Origin of the sequence: Sideroxydans sp. CL21, assembly GCF_902459525.1 — a bacterium.
GTDB lineage: Bacteria > Pseudomonadota > Gammaproteobacteria > Burkholderiales > Gallionellaceae > Sideroxyarcus.
Map to the genome: position 1 here is coordinate 686,549 of NZ_LR699166.1, position 21,021 is coordinate 707,569.

The window sequence follows — 21,021 nt, forward strand, 5'->3', positions numbered from 1 at the left end:
TTTTCAGAAACAAAAAAGCCGACTTGCGTCGGCTTTTTTATCAAGCTGGATCAGCTTCTTACTTTGCAGCAGGAGCGGCGGCAGCCGGCTCGGAAGCAGCAGGAGCAGCAACTGCGGAAGCGGCATCAGGAGCTGAAGCAGCTGGTGCAGGAGCGGCAACAGGAGCAGGAGCAGGTGCGGGAGCTTCAGCTTGTTTGCCACAAGCGGCCAAAGACAGAGCCAAAACGGCAGCGATCAGAGAGGTCAATTTCATTTCATTTCCTTCGGTTGATTTAAAAATTACGGGAGTGCTAAATTTGTTTGGTACCCATTCGCCAAAGTCTCCCTCGTTGCGAAAGGCGCGGTATTCTACCACCATCCCTGCAAAATATCAGTGAACATGCGCTTACTATAGCCCAAGCGTTGTACCTGACGCACAGGGATGGGACGAAGTCCACATTTCGTTGAAGCGTGAATTGAGTCGGCGTGCCTCTTCGGGATCGTTTCTGGCTAACAGTCCGCGCATATCGTCAAAGTGGTAGCGGCGCACGTAATTGGCATTATCCGCAACAGCAAAAGGGTCTGAAATGTGCAGCAGGCTTTTGGTTGTCTGGTAGATGGACATGCTGTTACCGAATTGGCGGAGCAATATCATCATGCGCGGACAATAGCGGATCAGATATTGCGGATCGTGAACCAGCAGGTTAAGGCGGTTGATCGGGCTGGAAAGCAGAAAGCGGTGCAACATATCGAAACGCGCTTCGGTATTGAAACCGATGCCTTCAAAGTTCTGTTCGAAGATATTCAGCGTACGTTGTGCCGATGAACACACTGTATCGAGCGCGGCGATGTAGTCGGCCACACCGTCAAACGTTGAATGCTGCAGGGCGTCGTTGCTCAAGATCGAATCCCGTATTATCTTTTGCCCGGTACCAGATATCCATCCAGATACCATTGATATAGCAGATCCGTGGCTTCCCGCGTGAGCTTGCATGCGGCTGGCAGGCTCCTTGCGTCGGCCAGTTCGCGCAGTATGCGGTAGCAGCCCATGCCGACCTGATGCGCATCGCCATTGATGAATATTGTGCTGTCATGGCACAGCATCTGGGTTTTGAGATCGAGCGTGGCTCCGTTCTTTTGTACCGCCTGCCCGAAACGTTCTTCGGCCAAGGGCTTGACGGGCGTGTCAAAGAAAATGTGGGGTTTGGGTTCGGAGAGGTAGCAACCCAGAAAGTTGGCAACATCTTCGTCGTCCCACTTCACCTTGCGGATAGCGCGTCCGACTTGTTGCAGCATGTCCGCACTGATCTCGGCCGGATGCTTCTGTGCTTTCAGGCCAGGGTCGGCATAGATGCCTTCAATCTCGATGCGGTCTTGCAGATAAACCAGAAACTGTTCCGCCAACTCCTGGTACCAGGGAGTGCGAAAACCGATGGAATAGGTCATGCAGTCGTCTTCTGCGATGCCGTTATGGCCGCATTGGGGCGGTAGATACAGCATGTCGCCCGCCTCCAATACCCATTCCTGTTCCACTTTGAAATTTTGCAGCAATCGCAACGGCGCACCCTCGACCAGTGTGCGGTCTTTTTGCGTGGATATCTGCCAGCGCCGATGCCCCAGACCTTGCAGCAGGAAAACATCGTAAGGATCGAAATGCGGGCCGACCCCTCCGCCTTTGGGCGCATAGCTCACCATCAGGTCGTCGAACCGCGCATGCGGGATAAAGTTGAATTGCTTTGCCAGTTCGGCGCCTTTCGGCAGGAAGTGATTGACACCCTGCACCAGCACCGACCATTTTCCCTTGTTCGACAACCCCTCGAAATCTGCCGGTTCGAAAGGTTCGTGGCGCAATTTCCACTGTTTGCGCTGGTACGTAACCAGACGTGCCTGCACATCGGCAACGCATGCCAGATCGATCAATTGTTGCGGATCGAGCAGGCCCTTGAAACCGGGCACAGCCTGGCGGATCAGCAAAGGTTTCTTCTGCCAATAGTCGCGCAGAAATTCGTTGACGGTCAGACCGCCGAGCAGGGTTAATTTAATATTCATCTGGTAATTATAATCTCCGCGAAACCGTTTGGTACAAAATGAAACTCGGTTAGAATGCTCCGGCAGGAGGGCGCTATGCCACTACAGGTAGTACAGCTACAAACAGGAACAGATGCGCCGCAATTCGAGCTGGCGGATGCAGACATGCAGATGTTCAGCCTGAGCGAGCAACGCGGCAAGAACATCGTGCTGTATTTCTATCCCAAGGACGATACGCCGGGATGCACGATGGAGGCGAACGAATTCAGCGATTGCGAAGAAGAGTTTGCCAAGTACGACACCATCGTGGTCGGTATCAGCCGCGACGATTGCATCAGCCACGCCACCTTTCGCGACAAGTACGGTCTTTCGGTGCAGTTGTTGTCCGACACCGACGGGCGTGTTTGCAGGAAATACGGCGTGTTGTACGAGAAGGAAGTGGATGGTCACAAGAAACTCTCCATCCAGCGCTCCACTTTCGTCATCGGCAAAATGGGCGAGCTGCGCCATGTCTTGTACGGTGTCCATGCCCACGGACACCCCCAGGAGATTCTTAAACTGATAAAGGAAATGAAATGAAGATTGAAAAGAACGCCGTTGTCTCGCTGACTTATGAACTGACCGACGCCAGCGGCGCCCTGTTGGAAAAGAATGGCGACCCTATCAGCTACCTGCACGGCGGTTACGATGGCATCTTCCCCCTTGTCGAGGAAGCCCTGCACGGCAAAGCCGTGGGCGATAAATTCTCCGTCAGCATGGAACCGGACGACGCTTTTGGCGAATATGAACACGATCTTGTGCGCGCCGAACCGCGCGCCATGTTCCCCAAGGATGTCGCTGTCGGCATGCAATTTGAAGGCGGCGCTGAAGGCGACGACGATGAAGACTATGTGCTCTATACCGTCACTGAAGTCACCGACGATGAAGTCACCGTGGATGGCAACCATCCGCTGGCCGGCAAGGCTCTGGTATTCGCCGGCACGGTGACCGGCGTGCGCGCGGCCACAGCCGAAGAATTGTCACATGGTCACGTGCATGGCGACGGTGGACACCACCACTAAGCAGGCCGAACCGGCCTAACCGTTTTTCTGGCTCCGGGCGGCGAGTATGTGACACAGATGGTCGTCGTTCGGGTTCACCGTGCATTCCGCCACGGCATTCAGCAAATACTGAATCTCATCCAGACTGAAATGCGCCAGCAGTCGGTTGGCCATTTCGATTTGCAGCGGCAGCATGCGCGGTTCGCCGTTCGGCAGGGTGAAATTGAATCCGGCCAGGCGGTTCAGGTCGCCTTCCGTCTCGCTCTGCGTTTCCTGCTCGTCTTCGAGCATTGTGTAATATTTTTCGATGTCGTCCGATACACGCTCTGGTATGTCCTCGGGGATCGCCACCACCATTCCCATGTTGTCCTCGGGGGCCGTGTACTGCACTCCTCGTTTTTCGACATAGGATACGAATTTGTCGCGCAGTGGGATGTCGAAAAAAATGTACTCGATCATGATGGCGTCCGCCTCTGGAAGTTAGAATAGCTTCATCCTGCCGTGCAGGCCGGGCGAAATCAATACCCCGAAAGAGATAGTCGGCGGCTGATCCAGTCCGCCGCCTGTGCCGCGCCATCCGGCTTTGGCGGGACGGCCGCAGGTGCAGACCAGAGGTCCAACAGCGCGCCCGCGATATCCCCGTTTTCCATCCGTATGCGCGTAACCTCCCGGCATACACCGTGCTGTCCCAGCCATTCGGTCAAGGGCGGTGCTTCGGGCCAACCCTCTCGAGTCACGAACAATACTGGCTTTCCGCTGCATGCGGCTTCGACGAAACTGCCATAACCCGGTTTGCACAGCAGCGCATCGCAGCTGGCCAGCAGATCGATGAAATTCATCGGCAGCGATTCCAGCACGACGGCGTCCGGATGCACAACTTGCCAGCTCTCCTGCACCAGCCAGCGCACGCCGTCTATGCGCGGCCAGCGCTCGACAGGCAAACGGCTGGCGATACCGCCCATACTGACCAGCACCAGCTTTTCTTCCTGCGACAATTTCAAATGGCGACTCAATTCATCGCGCCGGTTGGTGCCAACGGCCGCGATGGGTGCGACCGGAACGAGGTTGGGCAGATTGCTCATCGCCATGCCCGGCGTGGTGCGCAGAAAGGCATCGGCATTGGCGTAGCAGGAAAGCATTTGCGCAGCAATGGCGTCGTCGCCGCAATAGTGCCGATAGATATCGAACCAGTTCAAAGAGCATAGTGCCGCATTTGCAATGCCTGCCCGCTGCGCTCCGGCCAGCGGCAGATAACCGACGTTGGAGAACACCATATCCGCACCGAGATCGTGCAGCAGACGTGCCTCATCGGCGATGCGCGGGTCCCAATCCGCATGGAAAGCCCGGTAAGCCGCTCGGCTATCCTCTGCGCGCACGTCCAGCGCCGACGACATCAGCATGCCGATGTCGCCCTCGCTGGTCAGATGATCGAAAGGTATGCGGATGAGCGAACGCAGATGTGCGAGCGGTACCGTGGAGCGCACAGTCAGGCGCAACTTCGGTACGCGTTCATGCAGCAGGTTCAGGATGGGAGCGGTCTGTGCGACATGGCCGAAGCCGTGGCCGGAGATGGAAACAACGAGATGGGGCATGTCCTGGATAGCTTTCAATTACCGTGGCGCAGGGAATGTTCAAATGCGACGCAATGGGGCCACCCGACTGAGTCGGTGCATGCCGATTGCGACCGTCCGGTAATTTACACTATCTCGGAAGCGAGCCTAATCGCTTATTTTCCCCACCAGCGCTGAACTGGAATGCTGTTTTTTTTCCGCAATCAACTGTGTCGCGGCGGCAACCTGTCCCCAGGTGTTCCACAACAGGACGCCGCGCACCCGGCCGTCGCGCAAATAATAGATGACACCCTTGCGGAACGGCTCCTTCCAGTCTTCGACGATATCAAGTGTCGAATCGAGTTCACCCACCGCTTCGTAGCCCAGGTCGAACAGGTCGGAATAGAAGTAGGGCTGATGGCTGTAGATGTCGGATTGCCCGGCCATGTTCCTGCCCGCCAATTCTCCCATGGCATTGGCGTTGTCTTCATGTTCCACGCGCATGCGCTTGTCCAGTGCGGCACTGTAAAAATTCGCCACGTCTCCCGCTGCATAGATGTCGGGATTGCTGGTGCGCAGCAGCTCGTCAATCACGATCCCGTTGTCCACGATGAGACCGGCTTGCTCGGCCAACGCGGTGTTGGGCTGGATGCCGAGGCCGGCCACCACGCCGTTGGCAGAGATCTCGACGCCTTTTCCCGTGGTCACTATCGTCTTGCTTCCCGCTGTCCGCACCGATTTGACGCTTTCCGAATCGAGCAGCTTGACTCCCTTCATTTCGTAATAGGAATTCAGGAACGCCACGAGCGACGGCGGATAGACACGCGATCCGATCCCGTTTGAAGGAAAGATCATGGTGACCTGTTTACCTTGCATGGCAAGTGCGGCAGCCACTTCCGAACCGATAAAGCCTCCGCCGATCACGACAAACTCCGAGCCGTGTTCACACAACGCGCGCAGCTTGCGGTAATCGCCCGCGGTCCTGAAATAGATCACGCTCCCGTTTGCGTCCGGCAGTTGATGTACCGTGCCACCCGTGGCGAGCAACAACTTTTCATAAGAACAGGTGTTTCTCGCATCATCGGTCACCGTCCTTTTGGAAGCATCAAGCGCGACCACTTTCTTGCCCAGATGCATGTCGACATCCAGGCCATTGGGACTGCGCCAGATGGAGGAGAAGGGCTTGCCCGTCCATAGCGATTTGGACAGGGGAGGGCGGTCATAGGGAGGATCGCTTTCATCGCAGAACAAGGCAATGCTGCCGCTATTGTCGATTTTCCGGATACCGTGGATGGCTGAATCGGCAGTCATGCCGCCGCCGACTATGATGTATTTGTGATGCTTCATGTCCGCTCCTTCTAATTGTCAGGCTCGTTAAACCGTTTGCCAAAACAAACATACCTAACTCGCTGCATCTAAAGTAACGCAGGTTGAATCACCAAAATGAACGCATCATCTTACGCCGTAATGTCCGGATTGGCGCACACGCCGGATTGACCCTTCTGGCTGTGTTTTTAAGCGGTGCAAAACGACCGTCTTCATATCGCGCAACTTACCCTTTCCCTCAATTGCTTCAAATAATCCTCGACCCGTTCATGCAGTGTTTCCGGTGCAGTGACGATATCGTGTGCCAGGGTGAACAGGGGAAAAGCTCGCCAATCGAAAAGATGATGCTTCACCACCATCTGCAAAGTATGCACTCCCTCACCGGAGATGTTGGACCACTCGCCGCGTACCAATTGACGACCGAGCGCATGGTGATGAGAATCTTCGCTGGTGGCCGTCGTCAGCAGGTCTCCCAGTCCTGCATAACTGTAGGGTGTGTGCGCCCGACCGCCGAACGATTGCACGATACCGGACAACTCCGAGATGGCGGTCACCATCAGATGACCGCGCATATTGTTTCCCAGTTTCAGTTCGTCTGCGACACCGAACATGATCGCGTACACGTTCTTCAGGATCACCGACCAGCTCCTGCCGTGCATGTCCGATGCCTGTTCGCAAATCAGTTTGGTTCCCAGAAACAGATCGAATATTACTTGAAAGTCCGCAGTGTCGGACAACACCACATCGGCAAAAGCATGGCGCCCCGTTCTGATCTCCTCCGAGATCATCGGACCGTAGATCACGCCGTAGTGATGACCGCCCGTGAGCACGCACTCATACACCTGAGCTGCAGTCCGTCCCGATTCATCCAGTCCCTTGGCGATAGTCAGGCACAGGCTGCCTTGCGCAAGATATGGCGCGATTCGAGTGACGATTTCATGGTGCGGATTCACCGGTAGGCAGAACAGGATCACCTGCGCCCATGCGACCAGATCCTCCAGCGGTGCTTCGCCTTTCTCTTCCATGCACCAGATGCGGACATCGTGCCGCCCGGACACCAGACATTCCATGGCATGCCCCATCTTGCCATGCCCCAGAATCAATACGCGATGCTTCATATCGTCCCCTTGTCGAATTAGCCGGACAATATCCTAAAACCGGAAAGCCCGCCTATGCGATTCCGGCTTGAATGCTTTGGATATTACGGACCCGCAGGGCGCCAGAAAAACCGTTATCGACTCCCCGGTTGTAACCCTTCCATTACTTGCTATGATGTGACTGCCGAACTGCACTATTCACGGAGCAGAACCAATGAGTCAAGATGTCAACCAGCTCGATATTCCAGACCGCCAACTGCTGACAAGCAATGCACGACCGAGCATTTGGACAGAGATTGGCGATGCGAAAATCACCCATACGATCTTTGGCAAGGCCAAGGTTCGCATCGTCCGCAGGCATGACAATACCCGCCGCGTATTGTGGCTGGCCGGGATAATGGCCATCGTGATCTCGGCTGCTGTTGTCTGGCAGGGCCTGCTTGCCCCGCAACAAACGGAACCGGTGCAGAGCGAAGACCTCACCCCGCCTGTTCGGGCAAAAGCGAAGGTCAGCTCTCCGACATTCCAGTCTGAGAACATCGCCTCGCCCGAGATTCCTCCGGCGGCAAGGAAAGAGCCTGAAAGACAGGCTCAAGTCGAGTCCGATAAGCCGGCCATCGTCACGAAGAGTGCATCAGAATCGGCAATAGATTTGCAGAAAAATGAGACTCAGACTGAGAAACCGCCTGCGCTGCAACCAAAACCGCGTATGGTTCAAAGGAGACCTGTGGTTGCTCAGCCCGTCAAACCCCAGCCGTTGGCAGATGGCAAGCCTCAAGCAACGCAACCTGCGGCAATCAACGCATCCCCGAATACGATAGAGGCGTCGCCGCCGGTCAAGCTGCCGCCGCCGAAGCTGATCGTTGCCCCTGTCACTGCGACACCTCCGGTTGCACCGTCGCAGTCTGCAAGCAGCCCGGCCGACATCATTCAATTGACGGCTCCCTTGGGCACGCACGGTGCCGCGACTCCACCACCGGCAGCAATCGATCAGTTGTCCGCTCCGGTCGATGTGCAAAGCAAATAGATGAGACTTGCTCATGTGCTTGAACAGGTCCAACATTCGCAAGCATTCAAGTTTGCGCCGTGTTGCGTATCAATCCGGAATTGACGAAAATGGCTGATATGGATAAGACATTTAAACTTCGCACTTTCACCGATGCCGCCAAAAACGATGTCGAGAAAAGCAATGTTGCGGATGAAAACAAAGCTCAGCAACTTGTTGCCAAGAAAGATGCGCTGCTCGCAGAAGAGCGCAGCAAGTCGCTCGATCTTCTGAAAACCATCGTGCAACTGCGTGAGAGCCTCAAGCAGGAACAGGCAAAGACAGCCGAACTGCAAGCCAGATTGAACAAGCTGGATGAAGTGGAAGAGAGCCAACTCGTCAAGAAAAACATCCAGCTTGAAGACGAGAAGAAAAAATCGCTCGAATACATGAGAATGATCGAGCAGCTCAGGGAAAGCACCAGGCAGGAGCAGGAAAAGAGCACCGAGATGGTCAGGAAGATGGCCGAGCAGCAGGCTCAACTGAATAAATTGACCACAGTTGAAGAGAGCCAGCTCGCCAGAAAAAATGCCCAGCTTGAAGAAGAAAAGCAGAAACTCATCGAATACATGAAGATGATTGAGCAGCTCAGGGAAAACGTCAGGCAGGACCAGGAAAAAAAGATCGAGATGGCCAACAAGCTGGCCGTGCTGGAAACCAAAGTAAAAGAACTTTCCGTTGTGCTGGCCAAGATATCAAGTCTTGCCACGGGCGGGAAGCTGGATAGCATAGACTGAGCCGGGCCAGCGCGTTGTCTTCGTCGGTTATTTGTTGCCGATCCAGAAATCATATCCCGCACTCAAAAACTCATCGTGGGGAATGTAATGCGAACCGTCGCACGAAAAAGTGAGGCCGACGATGCCGTTAAAGAGATTCAGGGTGCCTGAACGCAGGTAGAACATATCGTCCATGTATCGCAGCTTGCGAAACAAATCCAGCACGGGGCGTATACGGTCACGCGGCACCAGCGCATTATCCGGATAAGGTGTTCTGGGGTAGGCGAGGCAGATATCCGGGTCGTTCAATGCGTCGATGTCGAGCAGGCGGTAACGGTAAGGATCTTCCATCACCCAGATAACAGCCCGGCTGCTGGAGAAGTGCAAGATCACATGATAGACACCGTGATAAACCATCAATTCCTCGATCACCCCCAGCACGGTTTCGATATGCTGATCCATCACACTTTCGGCCCGATTCTGGTGAAAGACCGTGTTGCGTATGGAAGGGTCGCCCTTGAGTTGTTGCCAGAATACCGGCTCGTCGTACAGTTTGCGCGTCAGCGGGAGGTCGCGCAGATCGAAATCGGCGCCGATGAATCCCAGCACCGTTCCCGACAGATCGCGCACGATCTGCACGGCAGTCAGCGAAGGGCGCCGCCCGAGCAGGCTGATATAAGCTTCCGAAAGCAGCGTGCCTGCAATCGGCAACACTGCGCTCATGTAAGGTCGCCTTGAACGGTCCCGGCCGAAGGAGGCCAGTATCAATCCTTCGGCATTGACATTGCTGCTGATCTGGATCGCATTGGTATCCAGTGCATAAAGCGACCTGCCGAAAGGCAGTGTTTTCAATCCTTCGCTCAATACCTGATCGAGTCTTGCGCGGTCAGACCAGGCTGGGTGACAACGTGCCGCAAGTTGCTGCAGCGGCTCCTGCATGATTTGCAAAAGCTCAGTGCGCTGCTGCGCAATGCTCTCCTGCAATGTATCTTTTGTCTGGGGCATTACAGCATCTCGACGACCCACTTCGTCACCGTCCCCGTTGCATGGGCGCATTGCTGACCGCGGGCCTTGTCGAACGCCTTGTATTCTTCGGCATTCCACATGTCATAGGTGCGCCCTGTGAACTGCTGCTGCAACTGCTGGCAAGTGACGCCGCCGAACTCCTGGCGGAAACGCTCGGTGAGTTCTTTAGCCTTCATGAAATTGTTGATGTGACGTCCACTGCCCAGTTTGTCGCGGTCGCGACCGTACTTTGCGCTCAATGCCATCAACCCGCCCGTGAGTGCTCCGCAGACGCCTTCGCCGAGCAGGCCGCCGCCGCCCGAAAGGCCGTGGCTGGCCTTCACCGTCTGGTCGTCAACGATCCCGACAGTCTCCTGCACGGTCGCCAGAACACACTGCGGGCAGCAACCGTAGGCCAGCTCGTATTCGAGGGCTTTCTCGTAGGCTTGCTCGCCGAGCGTGCTTGTTTGCTCCATATCCATGATCGACTCCTTAAATATTAGAAATTACTAATATTATGGTACGTCTAACCTGACCGATCCGCAATGGACTGGCTCAGGGATCGTGCAGTGCCGGAATAGGTTACGGCACACAAATGAAGGGAATATGTCGGCCCGACTTGTCAGTCGCGCTGTCTTTCGGATGTTCAATAGCCTTCAGATCTTCTGTTTACGGGCATTGCGGGATAATTCCCGATCGCAGGAATCTGACGCTATCGATCACTTCCTCCGGAGCGGAATCGGCAACATCGGGAGCCGCGACAAGTACTCGTTCATCCGGGTGTTTGCCGATCTGTTCGACGGAGTCTTTGCCCACCAGTGCAAGTTGCGGATTCCACCCTGCACACATCACTTCCTCGCCGTACTCTTTGAGCATAAGCGAATCATGCTCGGTATCGCATCCATTTACATTCAATACGATGCTAGCCATGTCACACCTCCTAGCGGGGCGCACCAACACACGCCCTGCATACAAGCTAGTCCATTATGTAAATGAAATATATACGTACAAACCGGTATTCAGGCAGTAGTCGTTACGGTAGAAGCATTGATGTTGTGCGAGCCAATACGACGGGTGTTGCTGGAGACTATTGATCCATCGATCGCTATGGAGCGCAGAAAGCGATCTTTTCACCCAAAGGCTGAGATCGTTTCTCTCCGGCAAGAACCCAGTCTGCGTCCAGCGATCGTATGGGCACCTCGATATCGGCAGGAATACGGCCGGACAATTGCAGCGCCAGGTAGCGCAGGCAACTGACGCGCAGGAATGAACTGAAGTTGGTGCAGTCGCCGCCGGTATCGGCCAGCTCGTCGTACAGGCGGGAGATGAGCTGCGCGATACTCAGACTATCGCGTCGGCCGATCTCCTCCAGCACCTGCCAGAACTGGTTCTCCAGACGGATGCTCGTGGCGACGCCGGAGAGCCTCAATGACCTTGAACGACAACGATACAACTCGGGGTCTGCGCTGATGAAAATTTTGCACATTGCCTAATCTCCCTGTCAGGATCAGTGGGAATACCGTTGTATTCCCACGGGGCAATTTAGCACTGTTTCAGCTGCGAATGAAAGCGTCAGAGTTCGATGCGGGTTCCCAGTACCTTGAGGAACTGGCCGATCCAGGCCGGATGTGCGGGCCAGGCCGGGGCAGTCACCAGGTTGCCGTCGGTCACTGCGGCGTCAATCGCGATCTCGGCGAACTTCCCATCGGCCAGCACCACTTCGGGGCTGCAAGCCGGATAGGCCGAGCAACGCTTGCCCTTGAGCACGCCCGCCGCCGCCAGGATCTGCGCACCGTGACAGATCGCCGCGACAGGTTTGTTGGCACTGAAGAAGTGGCGCACGATATCCAGCACCCGCGGATTCAGGCGCAGATACTCCGGGGCGCGGCCGCCGGGTATCACCAGCGCATCGTAGGATTCCGCCTTGATATCGGCGAACGTGGCGTTGAGCCCGAAGTTGTGCCCGCGCTTTTCCGAATAAGTCTGTTGGCCTTCAAAATCATGGATCGCGGTGGCGACGCTGTCGCCCGCCTTTTTGTCCGGGCACACCGCATGCACCGTGTGGCCGACCGCAAGCAGCGCCTGGAACGGAACCATCACCTCATAATCCTCGACGAAATCACCGACCAGCATCAATATCTTTTTGGCAGCCATGTTTCTCTCCTTGTTGTAGGGGCATGCACCTTCATGCCGAGGATTCATTCTTGCAGCAATCGGCAAAAACCGGGTGGTAACCGGCTAACGCATGCTGAAAAAGCAAGTTTTACGGCCAGACAGGATCAGCTGCCGCTGACGCGAAACCAGCCGGCGATACTGCGGCGGGTGGCGTGAGAGGTGAGGACCTCATGCGGAAAAGACTCGCTCAGGAAAATGATCATCGTGCCGAAGGTCGGGTTCACGGTCGCGACGATCGTCTTGCCCGTCGCCTCGAAGACAACCAGCTCACCCCCATCGCAGGCATGCCAGTCTTCATTCAGGTACAGCACGGTGGAAAGTATCCGGTTCTTCTTGCCCTGCAATACATCGGAATGTTTTGCATAGCCATCGCCCGAGCCGTAGATGGCGTAGTGACTTTCGAAATCGAACAAGCCAAGAAAAAGTGCCGCATTCAACCCAAGACGCAACTCTTCCATACAGGCGAGATAAGCCTGGTCGGTGCTGTTGCGTGCATCCAGCCAATCGATCACATCGCCGCGTATCGAATCTATTTGCTGCTTTGCCGCACCTCTGCCCACCTGCGCGGCATGGAAGCGTATGGGGTCGTCATCGTGGCAACGCGTGAACAACTCTGCCAGCAGCTTATCCACCAGCGGTCTGGCCAGTACGATGTAACCGGTGTGTTCAAGCTCTGTAGCGATTTTTGCGATGTCCATAGGTGCATTGAGTCTAGCACCTATGGTTCAGGGGACTGTTACTGATTGCGGGCGATCAAGTCGCACGACTACCACTGCGGAGCCAAATCCCTTGGCCCGTTTTTGAACTACTCGATATCAGCACTCAAGCTCGTACATCTTTTTCAGAAAAGCATCCACATCAACGCTCGCCAGATCGGCTGTCAGGTTGACGTGCTTGTTCGTCTGCGCAACGGGGCTTTCGCCCACCAGGGTGAGTTGCGGGTTCCATCCCGCACACATCACCTCGTCGCCGTACTCTTCGATTGCGGGCACTGCATGCTCGATATCGCTGCCGTTCATATCTATCACGAGGGTACTCATTTCACTTCTCCTTGCTTGGGGTAGCAGCACAGCCCCTATCTGCCAAGTTACCGGATCATGCTGATGAAAAATATAAGTACAAGCTCTTGCGTCGTCAGCAGCCGCTATGGCAACTGCACCTGAAAATTGCTCACGTGCACATTACTTAACGTGCCTGGATAGTATATGGATGACAAGCAAAGGAAGAATGGCCCCAATGGGCTATCTGAGGCTGACTCCTTCAGTTCACTCCGCCGAAGTCATTGGGGGTATCCGCCTGGCATGCGGGCCGGGCGGCTATGGCACCGGGAAGCTTTCAGCCGGCCATTTGGGCCAGCTTGCACACGGTGCTCCAGTTGCGTCCGCTGGCCGCGACGCCCAGCAGCTTTTCTGCGCGAGCGGCGAGCCTCGAACGGCCGAAACCCTCCGGTGCGTGCAGGTAGAACACCTTGCCCGCCAGCTTGAAACGTTCGCTGTCGGCCCTGATGGCCTCCAGCGACTTCAAGTCGGGATGCGGCGGCGCTTCATCCAGAAAGAGCAGGCTCAGGGATTTGGGATCGGCCTCCGCTTCCGGATAAGGATTGCCCGCCATCGCCTTGCGCAACTCCGCGGCGTCAAGCAGCAGCACATGCGGAGCAAAGCCGTGCTGTGCCTCGATCGCAGCGCTGATCTTCGTGGCCAGCGCCGCCCGATTTTTCACGTCGCAGCGGAACACCACGTTCCCGCTCTGGATGTAAGTCTGCACATCGCGCAATCCCATGCCCGTCAGCAATGCGGAGAGCTCCTTCATCGGCAACGGGTTGTTGCCTCCGATATTGATGCCGCGCAGCAGGGCGATGAGCGTGGTCATGGGTTGTCAGATGAAAATGCAAATTGGTCAGGCGGCTAGTTTATCGAAAAACAATTCGAGGCCGCCCCCTTGATTACTTCAGCCTTTGTGTTGCCGAAGCTGTTGAATCTGCAGCCCAAGGGCGGGAATGGATTGTTGTATCGTGTCCCAGACGATATCCAGATTGATATCAAAGTAGCCATGCGCCATACGGTTGCGCATACCACGCATGCTTTTCCATTGCACATCGGGATGGAGGGCAACGAATTCGGGATATTCGTCTGCCAGCTTGGTGGCGGCTTCGCCGATGATCACAATATTCAGGATGACCGCTTGTTGGGTTCGCCTGTCGGCCAGGAAATCTTTCTTGGAAAAGCCTTCGACGTAACTGCGGATAAGTCCGATGGCCTCAAGCATGTGGTCGAGATAGTCGTTGTGGCGCAACGGCTTCCCGGAGCTCATACGAGGGCAGCCTCTTTGAGTATCTGGTCGCGGAATTTGGCGGGCAGATCGCCGGGGGTGAGCACATCGACCGATACGCCGAGCAACTCTTCAAGTTCGAACTGGACGGCGCCAAGATCGAGCAAGGTTGTGCCGGGTAGCGGATCAACCAAAATGTCGAGATCGCTGTTACTGGTATCCTCTCCGTGCAGCACAGAGCCGAACACGCGGGGGTTGCGCATCCTGCTTTGCTCGATCACGCGGCGAATGGCGGCGCGATGTGTGTGGAGTGCTTCGGAGGGCTTCATGGTCGATGTCGAGTAATGACCGGAATTTGATGCGCTTATTATGCCGTCTTTTTTGATGGTGGCACAGGTAGATGCGAAGCGGGCTGAAACCGTGGTGGGTCCCTTATTGTTCCTTAGAATGGCAACTCGATTATTTCCGGTCTCGATCGGGCACAATAGGGCAAGGATTAATGCTGTACCGGAATGAATGGAGCAACAGCGCAAGGAGGTCAGGCAATGAAATATCGGCACTACAAAGGTGGCATCTACGAGATCGTCTGCGAGGCGAAGCTGGAGGCCGATCCCGACGTCATCATGATGGTCTACAAGTCCGAAGAAGGCCTGATCTGGACGCGCCCCAAGGCTGCCTTTTTCGAACAGGTGCAGCACGAGGGCCAGACCGTCCCGCGCTTCGCCCCCTTGGGTTGAAGCACGGCCTGCCGATCAAACTTTTCATAACAGGATACATGGTGGACTTTGCGAGCTTGTTGCTACTGGCAGTGTTGGGCCTGGGGTTCTGGTTCTGGCTGCACAGCATCCGCATCCTTGAGATCGCGTGCGAAGCGGGCAGGCAAGCCTGCAACAGGATGGACGTTCAATTTCTGGATGACACCGTCGCCAGTACCAAACTGTCACTGGCGCGCAATGCATATGGACGCAGGGTGTTGCGCCGCACCTATCGCTTCGAATTCAGCGAAACGGGAAACAGCAGGCGGGAAGGAAAAGTGGTCATGCTCGGCGACCGGGTTGAAAGAGTGGCTATGGAGCCGTATCAGATTGTGGAGTGAAGAAGCAAAATCCGTAGGTCGGGTTAGCGTAGCGCATCCCGACATGAATTCAAAAGAACGTCGGGTTACACGATGAAACCGCTAACCCGACCTACGGGCTTCGGTGCTGCAATCGTTCGGGAAGATACTGGTGCGGAAAGACGGTTAAATGTTCAGATTGATTGTGCCTTCCATCGAGTCTGAGCCTCGGTTCGGATAGCTTCCCAACTGACGGTATCGTTGGGATTGACATCGTCCTCTGCGAGTCGGCGGCCCAGTTCTGCGATCAAGTCCCCGGCGCTGCGGTAATTGCCGGGCTCAATGACTTTTCTGGTGGTCTCACTCATCACAGAAACACAGCAGGCGAGACATTAAACCGCGCTGCCAGTGCCTTCACTTGGCGCGTATTGAGTTCGCGCTTTCCGTTCAGAATGGCAGAAACAATACTCTGCCCGCCCAGCTCTTCAGCCAAATCCGTTTGCTTCAGGTTGTGCTCTTCCATTAGAAAGGCGAGCACATCGGCAGGTGCTGCCTCGGGCAGGGCTTGCTGCTTGGCTTCGTAGGCTTCCACATCCTTGGTTACGAGATCGAGTAGCGGCATCAGGCGATGCGATTCATTCGCACCGATGCGGTCGAGCAATTCGTCCATCACCGACACGCGGCGTTTGTAATCTTTTTCGCCGGTGATAGCCCCGAGCGGGACGAGTTTGTTTAAGTCCTGCCAGGCAGATTGCACCGAGGCGAGATCGAGATGACGGTCAACTATGCTCATTTTTGTTTACTCCTTTTTCTAGCCACGCCGGCTCAGATCACTGCTTTTCAACGAAGCGCGCTTCAATATCCATTGCCCCGTGCAGTACACGCACGATGCAGACAGTCTGGACATCCTGAAAGAAGATCACGTAATTGCCATAGGCGCAGGAGCGGATGTTTTCGCCCAATTCCGGACGGGCGCGAAATGCTTTGGGTGAGGACGCGATTTTGGCGCATTGGTTGCGCAGTTCGGTGACAAAGGTCAAAGCGCGGTGAGGGTTGTCGAGGGCGATGTAGTCGCCGATGCTTTCAATATCCTGTTCGGCGAGCGGCGAAACAAGGTAACGCGCCACGCTTACTTGCCCGTGGCGAGTTTGCGGTATTTGTCTTCCAGACGGTCAAAGACCTCGGTGGCGGAAATACTTGGCCCGCTTGCGAGACCTTGTGCGACAGCAGCCTTCAATTGTTCGGCGGAAAGTTTGGGAACCATTTGTATACCCGAGCCATTCTGAATCAGTACGAACTCCTGGCCGGGCTGAAGGTGCATAGACTCACGTAACTCTTTGGGAAGTGTGATCTTGTAGTCGCTGGTGACAGTGGCGGTGATCATTTCGTATATCCTTGACCGAGGGGGTGGGGGCAATTTACACCGGAGCAGAGGGGAGGGCAACAGCGGAAAACGTGGAAACCGTGGTACGTCCCCTATTGTTCTAACAAGAGGAATTCTTCAATCAGAAATAGTGGTCTGTCCCTGAATATTTTCGCCCCCAATAGTTCTTTAAAAAAAGGTACCTCGCTTAGTTCCGACGTACTTACTTTTACTTTAATGCCGTATTTCTCATTCACATCGTTTACTAAACCGATGAGCCAATCGGGAGCTTTGGGCGAAACAAAGACTTCCTCAATCAGAACATCCAGATTGCAGGGCACCACCTTGCCCATGTCCTTGCACTCAAAGTCCATGATCAAAGCTCGTACTTCTCTTTCATGTTCAAAGGATTTTCTTTTCCTCCAGAATGCGTCATTTACCCCAGCGTATTCTTTCTTTAGGTCTATGTATCGCACACGACCGATGCTTATCGAGGGGTCCCGGCCAAGTGCGCTGTATAGACTCTTATATGTTGTTCTAACAGCAACGGCGTTGGCCAAGAAACTCGAATAGAGTCGCCACATGGCTTCTGATTCATGTTCGCTCTCATGCCAGCAGCTGACGAAAACTCTTTTCTTGTGTGCTTCTCCGCCGCTTTCAAGATCGCTGAGAAGCTTGTTCGCAAGTTGTTCTACTTCTTTCTCGGAAAGTTCGCACTTATTTCCTTCAGGCGGATTCTTGATTGCGCTACAAAAAAAATCAAAATAGTGAGCATCCCATTTTTCTTTATTTTTCCTTAAGCCTTTAGCTCCTTCAAAGGTGTCCTCGAAGCAGTCTGTGCGAGTGAAATACAATCCACGAGACGAAAGTAAGCTTACATATTTTGTGAAATCCATATAGCGCCAGAGTTTGCACTGTGGCGTTGGTACATCATACGGCCGAGGTGAATAGTATCGCTTTATGGTGGGTTCTTTGAGTAATCGAGTGCATTTATCACAGACATACAATGGTGCATCGGAGTTGTCGTATCCAAGATTGGCCGTATCACCTTTTTTAAACTTATAACCGCACGCCACGCAAACACCATGATTTTCAAATTCCATTCGGCGAAGTTCAGTAGTAAACCCATTCGTCATTTTTTCCATAGTTGTTCCACCGAGAGTTAAAACGACTAAGACTAACTAATTCAGCCGAGCTACTTAGACCAGCTTCTTCAACTGATAAATCAGCTCCAGCGCTTCCTTCGGACTCAACTCATCCGGTTGCAAATCGCGCAGTGATTGCAACACCGGATGCTCTTCCGGTTCCGGCAGTTCCGGTTTCTTGTCGAACAGGTCGCCCTGCAGATTTTGCGCGGCGCTGTTCTGTTCCAGTTTGAGCAGTTGCTTCTTCGCGGCGCGGATGACGTCGTTGGGCACGCCTGCCAATGCGGCGACTTGCAGGCCGTAGCTCTGGCTGGCAGCGCCTTCGTTAACAGAGTGCAGGAAGACGATGCTGTGCTGGTGTTCGATGGCGGCGAGGTGGACGTTGGCGAGCTGAGCGAATTCTTCGGCCAGCCGCGTGAGTTCGAAATAATGCGTGGCGAACAGGGTGTAGCTGCGGTTCTTTTCCAGCAGGTGGCGCGCGATGGCGTAGGCGAGGGCGAGGCCGTCGAAGGTGCTGGTGCCGCGCCCGATCTCGTCCACCAGCACCAGGCTCTTCTCGGTGGCGTTGTGCAGGATGTTGGCGGCCTCGGTCATCTCGACCATGAAGGTGGAGCGCCCGCTGGCGAGGTCGTCCGATGCGCCGATGCGCGTGAAAATCTGGTCGATCTCGCCCAGCACCGCAGCCTGTGCGGGAACGAAGCAGCCGACATGCGCGAGCAGCGCGATGATGGCGACCTGACGCATGTAGGTGGATTTACCGCCCATGTTGGGGCCGGTGATTAGCAGCGTGCGGCGCGCGTCGTTGAGCGTGGTGTCGTTCGGCGTGAACTGATCGACTTGCGCTTCCACTACCGGATGCCTACCTTTGGCGATGTTGATCCGCGCATCGTCGGCGAATTGAGGAGCGCTGAAGTTCAGCGTGGCGGCGCGTTCGGCGAAGGTGGCGAGCACGTCCAGTTCGGCGATGGCGGCGGCGATGCGCTGCAGTTGCGGGATGAACGGCGCGAGCTGGTCCAGCAATTGTTCGTAGAGAAATTTTTCGCGCGCCAAAGCGCGGTCGTTGGCGGAAAGCGCCTTGTCCTCGAAGGCCTTCAGTTCCGGCGTGATGTAGCGCTCGACGTTCTTCAGCGTCTGGCGGCGGCGGTAGTCGTCCGGCACTTTGTCGGCGTTGGCGAAACTCACCTCGATGTAGAAGCCGTGCACGCGGTTGTATTCCACCTTCAGCTTGTCGATGCCGGTGCGGGCGCGTTCGCGCAGTTCCAGCTCCATCAGGAAATCGCCGCAGTTGGTCTGGATGCCGCGCAGTTCGTCCAGTTCGGGGTCGAAGCCGTCGGCGATTACGCCGCCTTCGCGGAGGATGGAGGACGGTTCGGGTTTGAGGGTTTTTTGGAGCAACTCGACCAATTCATTTCCCGTTCGCCCTGAGCTTGTCGAAGGGTTGACGGGCGTGCCCGCCGGGAGGGAATTCTCAGGTCCGCCGGCGCGTTGCGCCGATCCTTCGACAGGCTCAGGACGAACGGACAGAAGGAACGCATCGGCCAGTTGCCGGATGAGTGTGGCATCACTCTTCCCCAGCGCGGCGTGGAGTTGAGGCAAGGTCAGCAACGTATCGCGCAGACCCGAAAGGTCGCGCGGACGGGCGCTGCGCAGGGCGATGCGGGCGGTGATGCGTTCTACGTCGACGCTAGGATTCAGGTGGTCGTGGACTTGGGGGTAAAGCTCCCTCGCCCCTTGGGAGAGGGTTGGGGTGAGGGAATGTTCAGTGAGTACCTCACCATTTCTTCCCTCACCCCCAGCCCCTCTCCCGGAGGGCGAGGGGAGCAGGAGTTGTTCCACCGCATCCAGTCTGGCTTGCAGCGTAGCTCGGTCGCGTAGCGGATGATGCAACCAGTTTGCCAGCAGACGGCTGCCCATGTTGGTGGCGCAGGTGTCGCGCAGCGCCAGCATGTGTGTGGAGTATTCGTCGAGCTCGGACAGAATGTGCGAAGACACCAGCAGGGTCATTCCGTCGGCCTGCAGCTGGCGGAACAATGTGGCCAAGCTGGCGCGCGCTTCGGGATCGAGGCCGGACGCGGGTTCGTCCAGCAGCAGCACTTTGGGCTGGTGGATGATGGCCTGACCGATGGCGACGCGCTGGCGCAGGCCGCGCGACAGGCTGCCACTGGTCTGCTGCAGGCGGTCGATCAGGTTAAGCTGCCGTGCCGTGCGCTCGATCGCGGCGGGGATGTCGGCTTCCGGCAGGCCTTGCGCGGCAGCGGCGTATTCCAGGCAGCGTGCCACGGTGAGGTCCTGGTAGAGACCGAAGAAATCCGAGAGGTAACCCATGACGCGGTGCACGTCGCGAGTCCGGTCGCTGACATCCATGTCGGCAACCGTGATGGTGCCCGTGAGCGGTGTCTCCAGTCCGGCGATGCAGCGCATCAGCGTGGTCTTGCCCGCACCGTTGGGGCCGACCAGTGCGGTGACGCTGCCGTTGGCGACGGTCAGTGTCACATCGTTGAGTGCGCGATGGCCGGGGTAGTCGAAGGTGAGATTGGTTATTTCGATCATTGCGGTTTCTTTATGGTTCGTTCGGTCAGTCAGGAGATTTTAACCACGATGTCGTGCAGGCGGTTGGCGCATAGCGCCATGTTCTCGGCGGCATTGGTCAGGTGCCGGTAGATCTCGCGGCGCTTGAACATGTTGATGTAGTCGCTGCCCTCGAACAAGATGGGCAGTGCCACGCGGTACAGCTTCTCGGCGTGGCGTTCGGCCTTGCGCGCCTCGTCTGCGTTCAGTGCGGCGGTGGCGGGCGTAGTGCCCAGTTTGGCAAAGCCGTTGGCCAGCGCATCGACGCCTTCCTTGATGCAATGCGAGATGTCGCGCATGAATGCATCCGGCGTGACGCCGAGCACGTCCATCTCGTGCACTGTGGTCTTGCAGTACATCACGATCTCGTCGAGTGCAAAGATGGCACGGTAGATGTCCTCACGGTCAATCGGGGTGGAGAAGGCGTCGTTGAGTTCGTGCAGGTTGCGCATCTTGATGAGGTCGGCTTCATGCACGTCCAGCTTGAGCGTCTCGGCGATCTTCGGGTCGCCGTGTTCCATGTATTCGACCAGCAGGTTGACGGTCTTCGCGACCATGATGGTCTGTTCGGTGAGCATGTGGAAGAAGTCGGGCACCTTGGGGAAGACCCTGTCCAGGATTCTTGCAAGCAGGGTTTTGGAAGCTTCGGGCATGGGGTTCAC

29 protein-coding genes are annotated in these 21,021 nt (G+C 55.9%); 6 read left to right on the forward strand and 23 right to left on the reverse strand.

Annotated features, from left to right (window positions below; translation table 11 throughout):
• Positions 1–3 precede the first annotated feature (3 nt).
• From QOY30_RS03270 to QOY30_RS03280, 3 genes are all read right to left on the reverse strand, one after another.
• Positions 4–201 carry a hypothetical protein gene (locus tag QOY30_RS03270; RefSeq protein ID WP_283743205.1) on the reverse strand — a complete coding sequence of 66 codons (198 nt, stop codon included), beginning with the start codon at positions 199–201 and terminating at the stop codon, positions 4–6.
• A gap of 187 nt (positions 202–388) precedes the next feature.
• The gene (locus QOY30_RS03275) at positions 389–880 is read right to left on the reverse strand and encodes a DUF7931 domain-containing protein (protein ID WP_283743206.1); all 492 of its coding nucleotides are present in this window, start codon (positions 878–880) and stop codon (positions 389–391) included.
• A gap of 14 nt (positions 881–894) precedes the next feature.
• Positions 895–2,028, reverse strand: a complete 1,134-nt coding sequence (locus tag QOY30_RS03280; RefSeq protein WP_283743207.1) for a cupin domain-containing protein — start codon at positions 2,026–2,028, stop codon at positions 895–897.
• A 75-nt stretch (positions 2,029–2,103) separates the two neighbouring features.
• Between QOY30_RS03280 and QOY30_RS03285 the strand changes: the two genes are divergently transcribed.
• Both QOY30_RS03285 and QOY30_RS03290 read left to right on the forward strand, forming a co-directional pair.
• Complete coding sequence (locus tag QOY30_RS03285) at positions 2,104–2,586, forward strand: peroxiredoxin (RefSeq protein WP_283743209.1); 483 nt, start codon at positions 2,104–2,106, stop codon at positions 2,584–2,586.
• Positions 2,583–3,068 carry an FKBP-type peptidyl-prolyl cis-trans isomerase gene (locus QOY30_RS03290; RefSeq protein WP_283743210.1) on the forward strand — a complete coding sequence of 162 codons (486 nt, stop codon included), beginning with the start codon at positions 2,583–2,585 and terminating at the stop codon, positions 3,066–3,068. The genes QOY30_RS03285 and QOY30_RS03290 overlap by 4 nt, the downstream gene beginning before the upstream one ends.
• A 15-nt stretch (positions 3,069–3,083) precedes the next feature.
• On the opposite strand, the gene QOY30_RS03295 is transcribed toward QOY30_RS03290, so the two are convergent.
• From QOY30_RS03295 to QOY30_RS03310, 4 genes are all read right to left on the reverse strand, one after another.
• Positions 3,084–3,506 (reverse strand): hypothetical protein, encoded by a 423-nt coding sequence (locus QOY30_RS03295; protein WP_283743211.1) that lies wholly within the window; start codon positions 3,504–3,506, stop codon positions 3,084–3,086.
• A 59-nt stretch (positions 3,507–3,565) separates the two neighbouring features.
• Positions 3,566–4,639 carry a glycosyltransferase family protein gene (locus QOY30_RS03300; RefSeq protein ID WP_283743212.1) on the reverse strand — a complete coding sequence of 358 codons (1,074 nt, stop codon included), beginning with the start codon at positions 4,637–4,639 and terminating at the stop codon, positions 3,566–3,568.
• 126 nt (positions 4,640–4,765) lie between these two features.
• On the reverse strand, positions 4,766–5,944 hold the full coding sequence (locus QOY30_RS03305; protein ID WP_283743213.1) for an NAD(P)/FAD-dependent oxidoreductase: 1,179 nt from the start codon (positions 5,942–5,944) through the stop codon (positions 4,766–4,768).
• Between the two features lie 191 nt (positions 5,945–6,135).
• Entirely contained in the window at positions 6,136–7,041 is a 906-nt protein-coding gene (locus QOY30_RS03310; RefSeq protein ID WP_283743214.1) for a hypothetical protein, read from the reverse strand.
• 193 nt (positions 7,042–7,234) lie between these two features.
• On the opposite strand from QOY30_RS03310, the gene QOY30_RS03315 reads away from it, so the two are divergent.
• Both QOY30_RS03315 and QOY30_RS03320 read left to right on the forward strand, forming a co-directional pair.
• Positions 7,235–8,047 carry a hypothetical protein gene (locus QOY30_RS03315; RefSeq protein WP_283743215.1) on the forward strand — a complete coding sequence of 271 codons (813 nt, stop codon included), beginning with the start codon at positions 7,235–7,237 and terminating at the stop codon, positions 8,045–8,047.
• A gap of 89 nt (positions 8,048–8,136) precedes the next feature.
• Positions 8,137–8,802 carry a hypothetical protein gene (locus QOY30_RS03320; RefSeq protein ID WP_283743216.1) on the forward strand — a complete coding sequence of 222 codons (666 nt, stop codon included), beginning with the start codon at positions 8,137–8,139 and terminating at the stop codon, positions 8,800–8,802.
• Positions 8,803–8,829: 27 nt separating this feature from the next.
• Here QOY30_RS03320 and QOY30_RS03325 read toward each other — a convergent pair whose 3' ends face one another.
• The 10 genes from QOY30_RS03325 to QOY30_RS03370 all read right to left on the reverse strand — a co-directional run bounded on the left by QOY30_RS03325 (position 8,830) and on the right by QOY30_RS03370 (position 14,558).
• The gene (locus QOY30_RS03325) at positions 8,830–9,786 is read right to left on the reverse strand and encodes a PDC sensor domain-containing protein (RefSeq protein ID WP_283743217.1); all 957 of its coding nucleotides are present in this window, start codon (positions 9,784–9,786) and stop codon (positions 8,830–8,832) included.
• The gene (locus QOY30_RS03330) at positions 9,786–10,268 is read right to left on the reverse strand and encodes a C-GCAxxG-C-C family protein (protein WP_283743218.1); all 483 of its coding nucleotides are present in this window, start codon (positions 10,266–10,268) and stop codon (positions 9,786–9,788) included. Before QOY30_RS03330 ends, QOY30_RS03325 begins: the two co-directional genes overlap by 1 nt.
• Positions 10,269–10,455: 187 nt before the next feature.
• A complete protein-coding gene (locus QOY30_RS03335; RefSeq protein WP_283743219.1) occupies positions 10,456–10,716 on the reverse strand; it encodes a hypothetical protein in 261 nt (86 codons plus the stop codon).
• A 175-nt stretch (positions 10,717–10,891) separates the two neighbouring features.
• Positions 10,892–11,272, reverse strand: a complete 381-nt coding sequence (locus tag QOY30_RS03340) for a ribbon-helix-helix domain-containing protein (protein ID WP_283743220.1) — start codon at positions 11,270–11,272, stop codon at positions 10,892–10,894.
• A gap of 86 nt (positions 11,273–11,358) precedes the next feature.
• Entirely contained in the window at positions 11,359–11,940 is a 582-nt protein-coding gene (locus tag QOY30_RS03345; RefSeq protein ID WP_283743221.1) for a DJ-1/PfpI family protein, read from the reverse strand.
• Positions 11,941–12,065: 125 nt separating this feature from the next.
• Positions 12,066–12,659 carry a 2OG-Fe(II) oxygenase gene (locus QOY30_RS03350; RefSeq protein ID WP_283743222.1) on the reverse strand — a complete coding sequence of 198 codons (594 nt, stop codon included), beginning with the start codon at positions 12,657–12,659 and terminating at the stop codon, positions 12,066–12,068.
• Positions 12,660–12,776: 117 nt separating this feature from the next.
• On the reverse strand, positions 12,777–13,001 hold the full coding sequence (locus tag QOY30_RS03355; protein WP_283743223.1) for a hypothetical protein: 225 nt from the start codon (positions 12,999–13,001) through the stop codon (positions 12,777–12,779).
• 295 nt (positions 13,002–13,296) lie between these two features.
• Entirely contained in the window at positions 13,297–13,830 is a 534-nt protein-coding gene (locus QOY30_RS03360; RefSeq protein ID WP_283743224.1) for a DUF1697 domain-containing protein, read from the reverse strand.
• A gap of 78 nt (positions 13,831–13,908) precedes the next feature.
• Positions 13,909–14,271: a HepT-like ribonuclease domain-containing protein gene (locus tag QOY30_RS03365; RefSeq protein ID WP_283743225.1), complete on the reverse strand. Its 363-nt coding sequence runs from the start codon at positions 14,269–14,271 to the stop codon at positions 13,909–13,911.
• A complete protein-coding gene (locus tag QOY30_RS03370; RefSeq protein WP_283743226.1) occupies positions 14,268–14,558 on the reverse strand; it encodes a nucleotidyltransferase family protein in 291 nt (96 codons plus the stop codon). The genes QOY30_RS03365 and QOY30_RS03370 overlap by 4 nt, the downstream gene beginning before the upstream one ends.
• A gap of 183 nt (positions 14,559–14,741) precedes the next feature.
• Between QOY30_RS03370 and QOY30_RS03375 the strand changes: the two genes are divergently transcribed.
• Both QOY30_RS03375 and QOY30_RS03380 read left to right on the forward strand, forming a co-directional pair.
• Positions 14,742–14,966 (forward strand): DUF1653 domain-containing protein, encoded by a 225-nt coding sequence (locus QOY30_RS03375; RefSeq protein WP_283743227.1) that lies wholly within the window; start codon positions 14,742–14,744, stop codon positions 14,964–14,966.
• Between the two features lie 38 nt (positions 14,967–15,004).
• Complete coding sequence (locus QOY30_RS03380) at positions 15,005–15,325, forward strand: DUF3301 domain-containing protein (protein ID WP_283743228.1); 321 nt, start codon at positions 15,005–15,007, stop codon at positions 15,323–15,325.
• Between the two features lie 325 nt (positions 15,326–15,650).
• Here QOY30_RS03380 and QOY30_RS03385 read toward each other — a convergent pair whose 3' ends face one another.
• The 6 genes from QOY30_RS03385 to QOY30_RS03410 form a co-directional block, all read right to left on the reverse strand.
• Positions 15,651–16,076, reverse strand: a complete 426-nt coding sequence (locus QOY30_RS03385) for a helix-turn-helix domain-containing protein (protein ID WP_283743229.1) — start codon at positions 16,074–16,076, stop codon at positions 15,651–15,653.
• Between the two features lie 37 nt (positions 16,077–16,113).
• On the reverse strand, positions 16,114–16,410 hold the full coding sequence (locus QOY30_RS03390; RefSeq protein WP_283743230.1) for a type II toxin-antitoxin system RelE/ParE family toxin: 297 nt from the start codon (positions 16,408–16,410) through the stop codon (positions 16,114–16,116).
• 2 nt (positions 16,411–16,412) lie between these two features.
• The gene (locus tag QOY30_RS03395) at positions 16,413–16,667 is read right to left on the reverse strand and encodes an AbrB/MazE/SpoVT family DNA-binding domain-containing protein (protein WP_283743231.1); all 255 of its coding nucleotides are present in this window, start codon (positions 16,665–16,667) and stop codon (positions 16,413–16,415) included.
• A 92-nt stretch (positions 16,668–16,759) separates the two neighbouring features.
• The gene (locus QOY30_RS03400; protein WP_283743232.1) at positions 16,760–17,791 is read right to left on the reverse strand and encodes a hypothetical protein; all 1,032 of its coding nucleotides are present in this window, start codon (positions 17,789–17,791) and stop codon (positions 16,760–16,762) included.
• Positions 17,792–17,845: 54 nt separating this feature from the next.
• Positions 17,846–20,341 carry a DNA mismatch repair protein MutS gene (gene mutS, locus QOY30_RS03405; protein WP_283743233.1) on the reverse strand — a complete coding sequence of 832 codons (2,496 nt, stop codon included), beginning with the start codon at positions 20,339–20,341 and terminating at the stop codon, positions 17,846–17,848.
• 29 nt (positions 20,342–20,370) lie between these two features.
• Positions 20,371–21,012, reverse strand: coding sequence for a DUF47 domain-containing protein (locus QOY30_RS03410; protein ID WP_283743234.1), 642 nt, complete (start codon positions 21,010–21,012; stop codon positions 20,371–20,373).
• Positions 21,013–21,021: the final 9 nt, after the last annotated feature.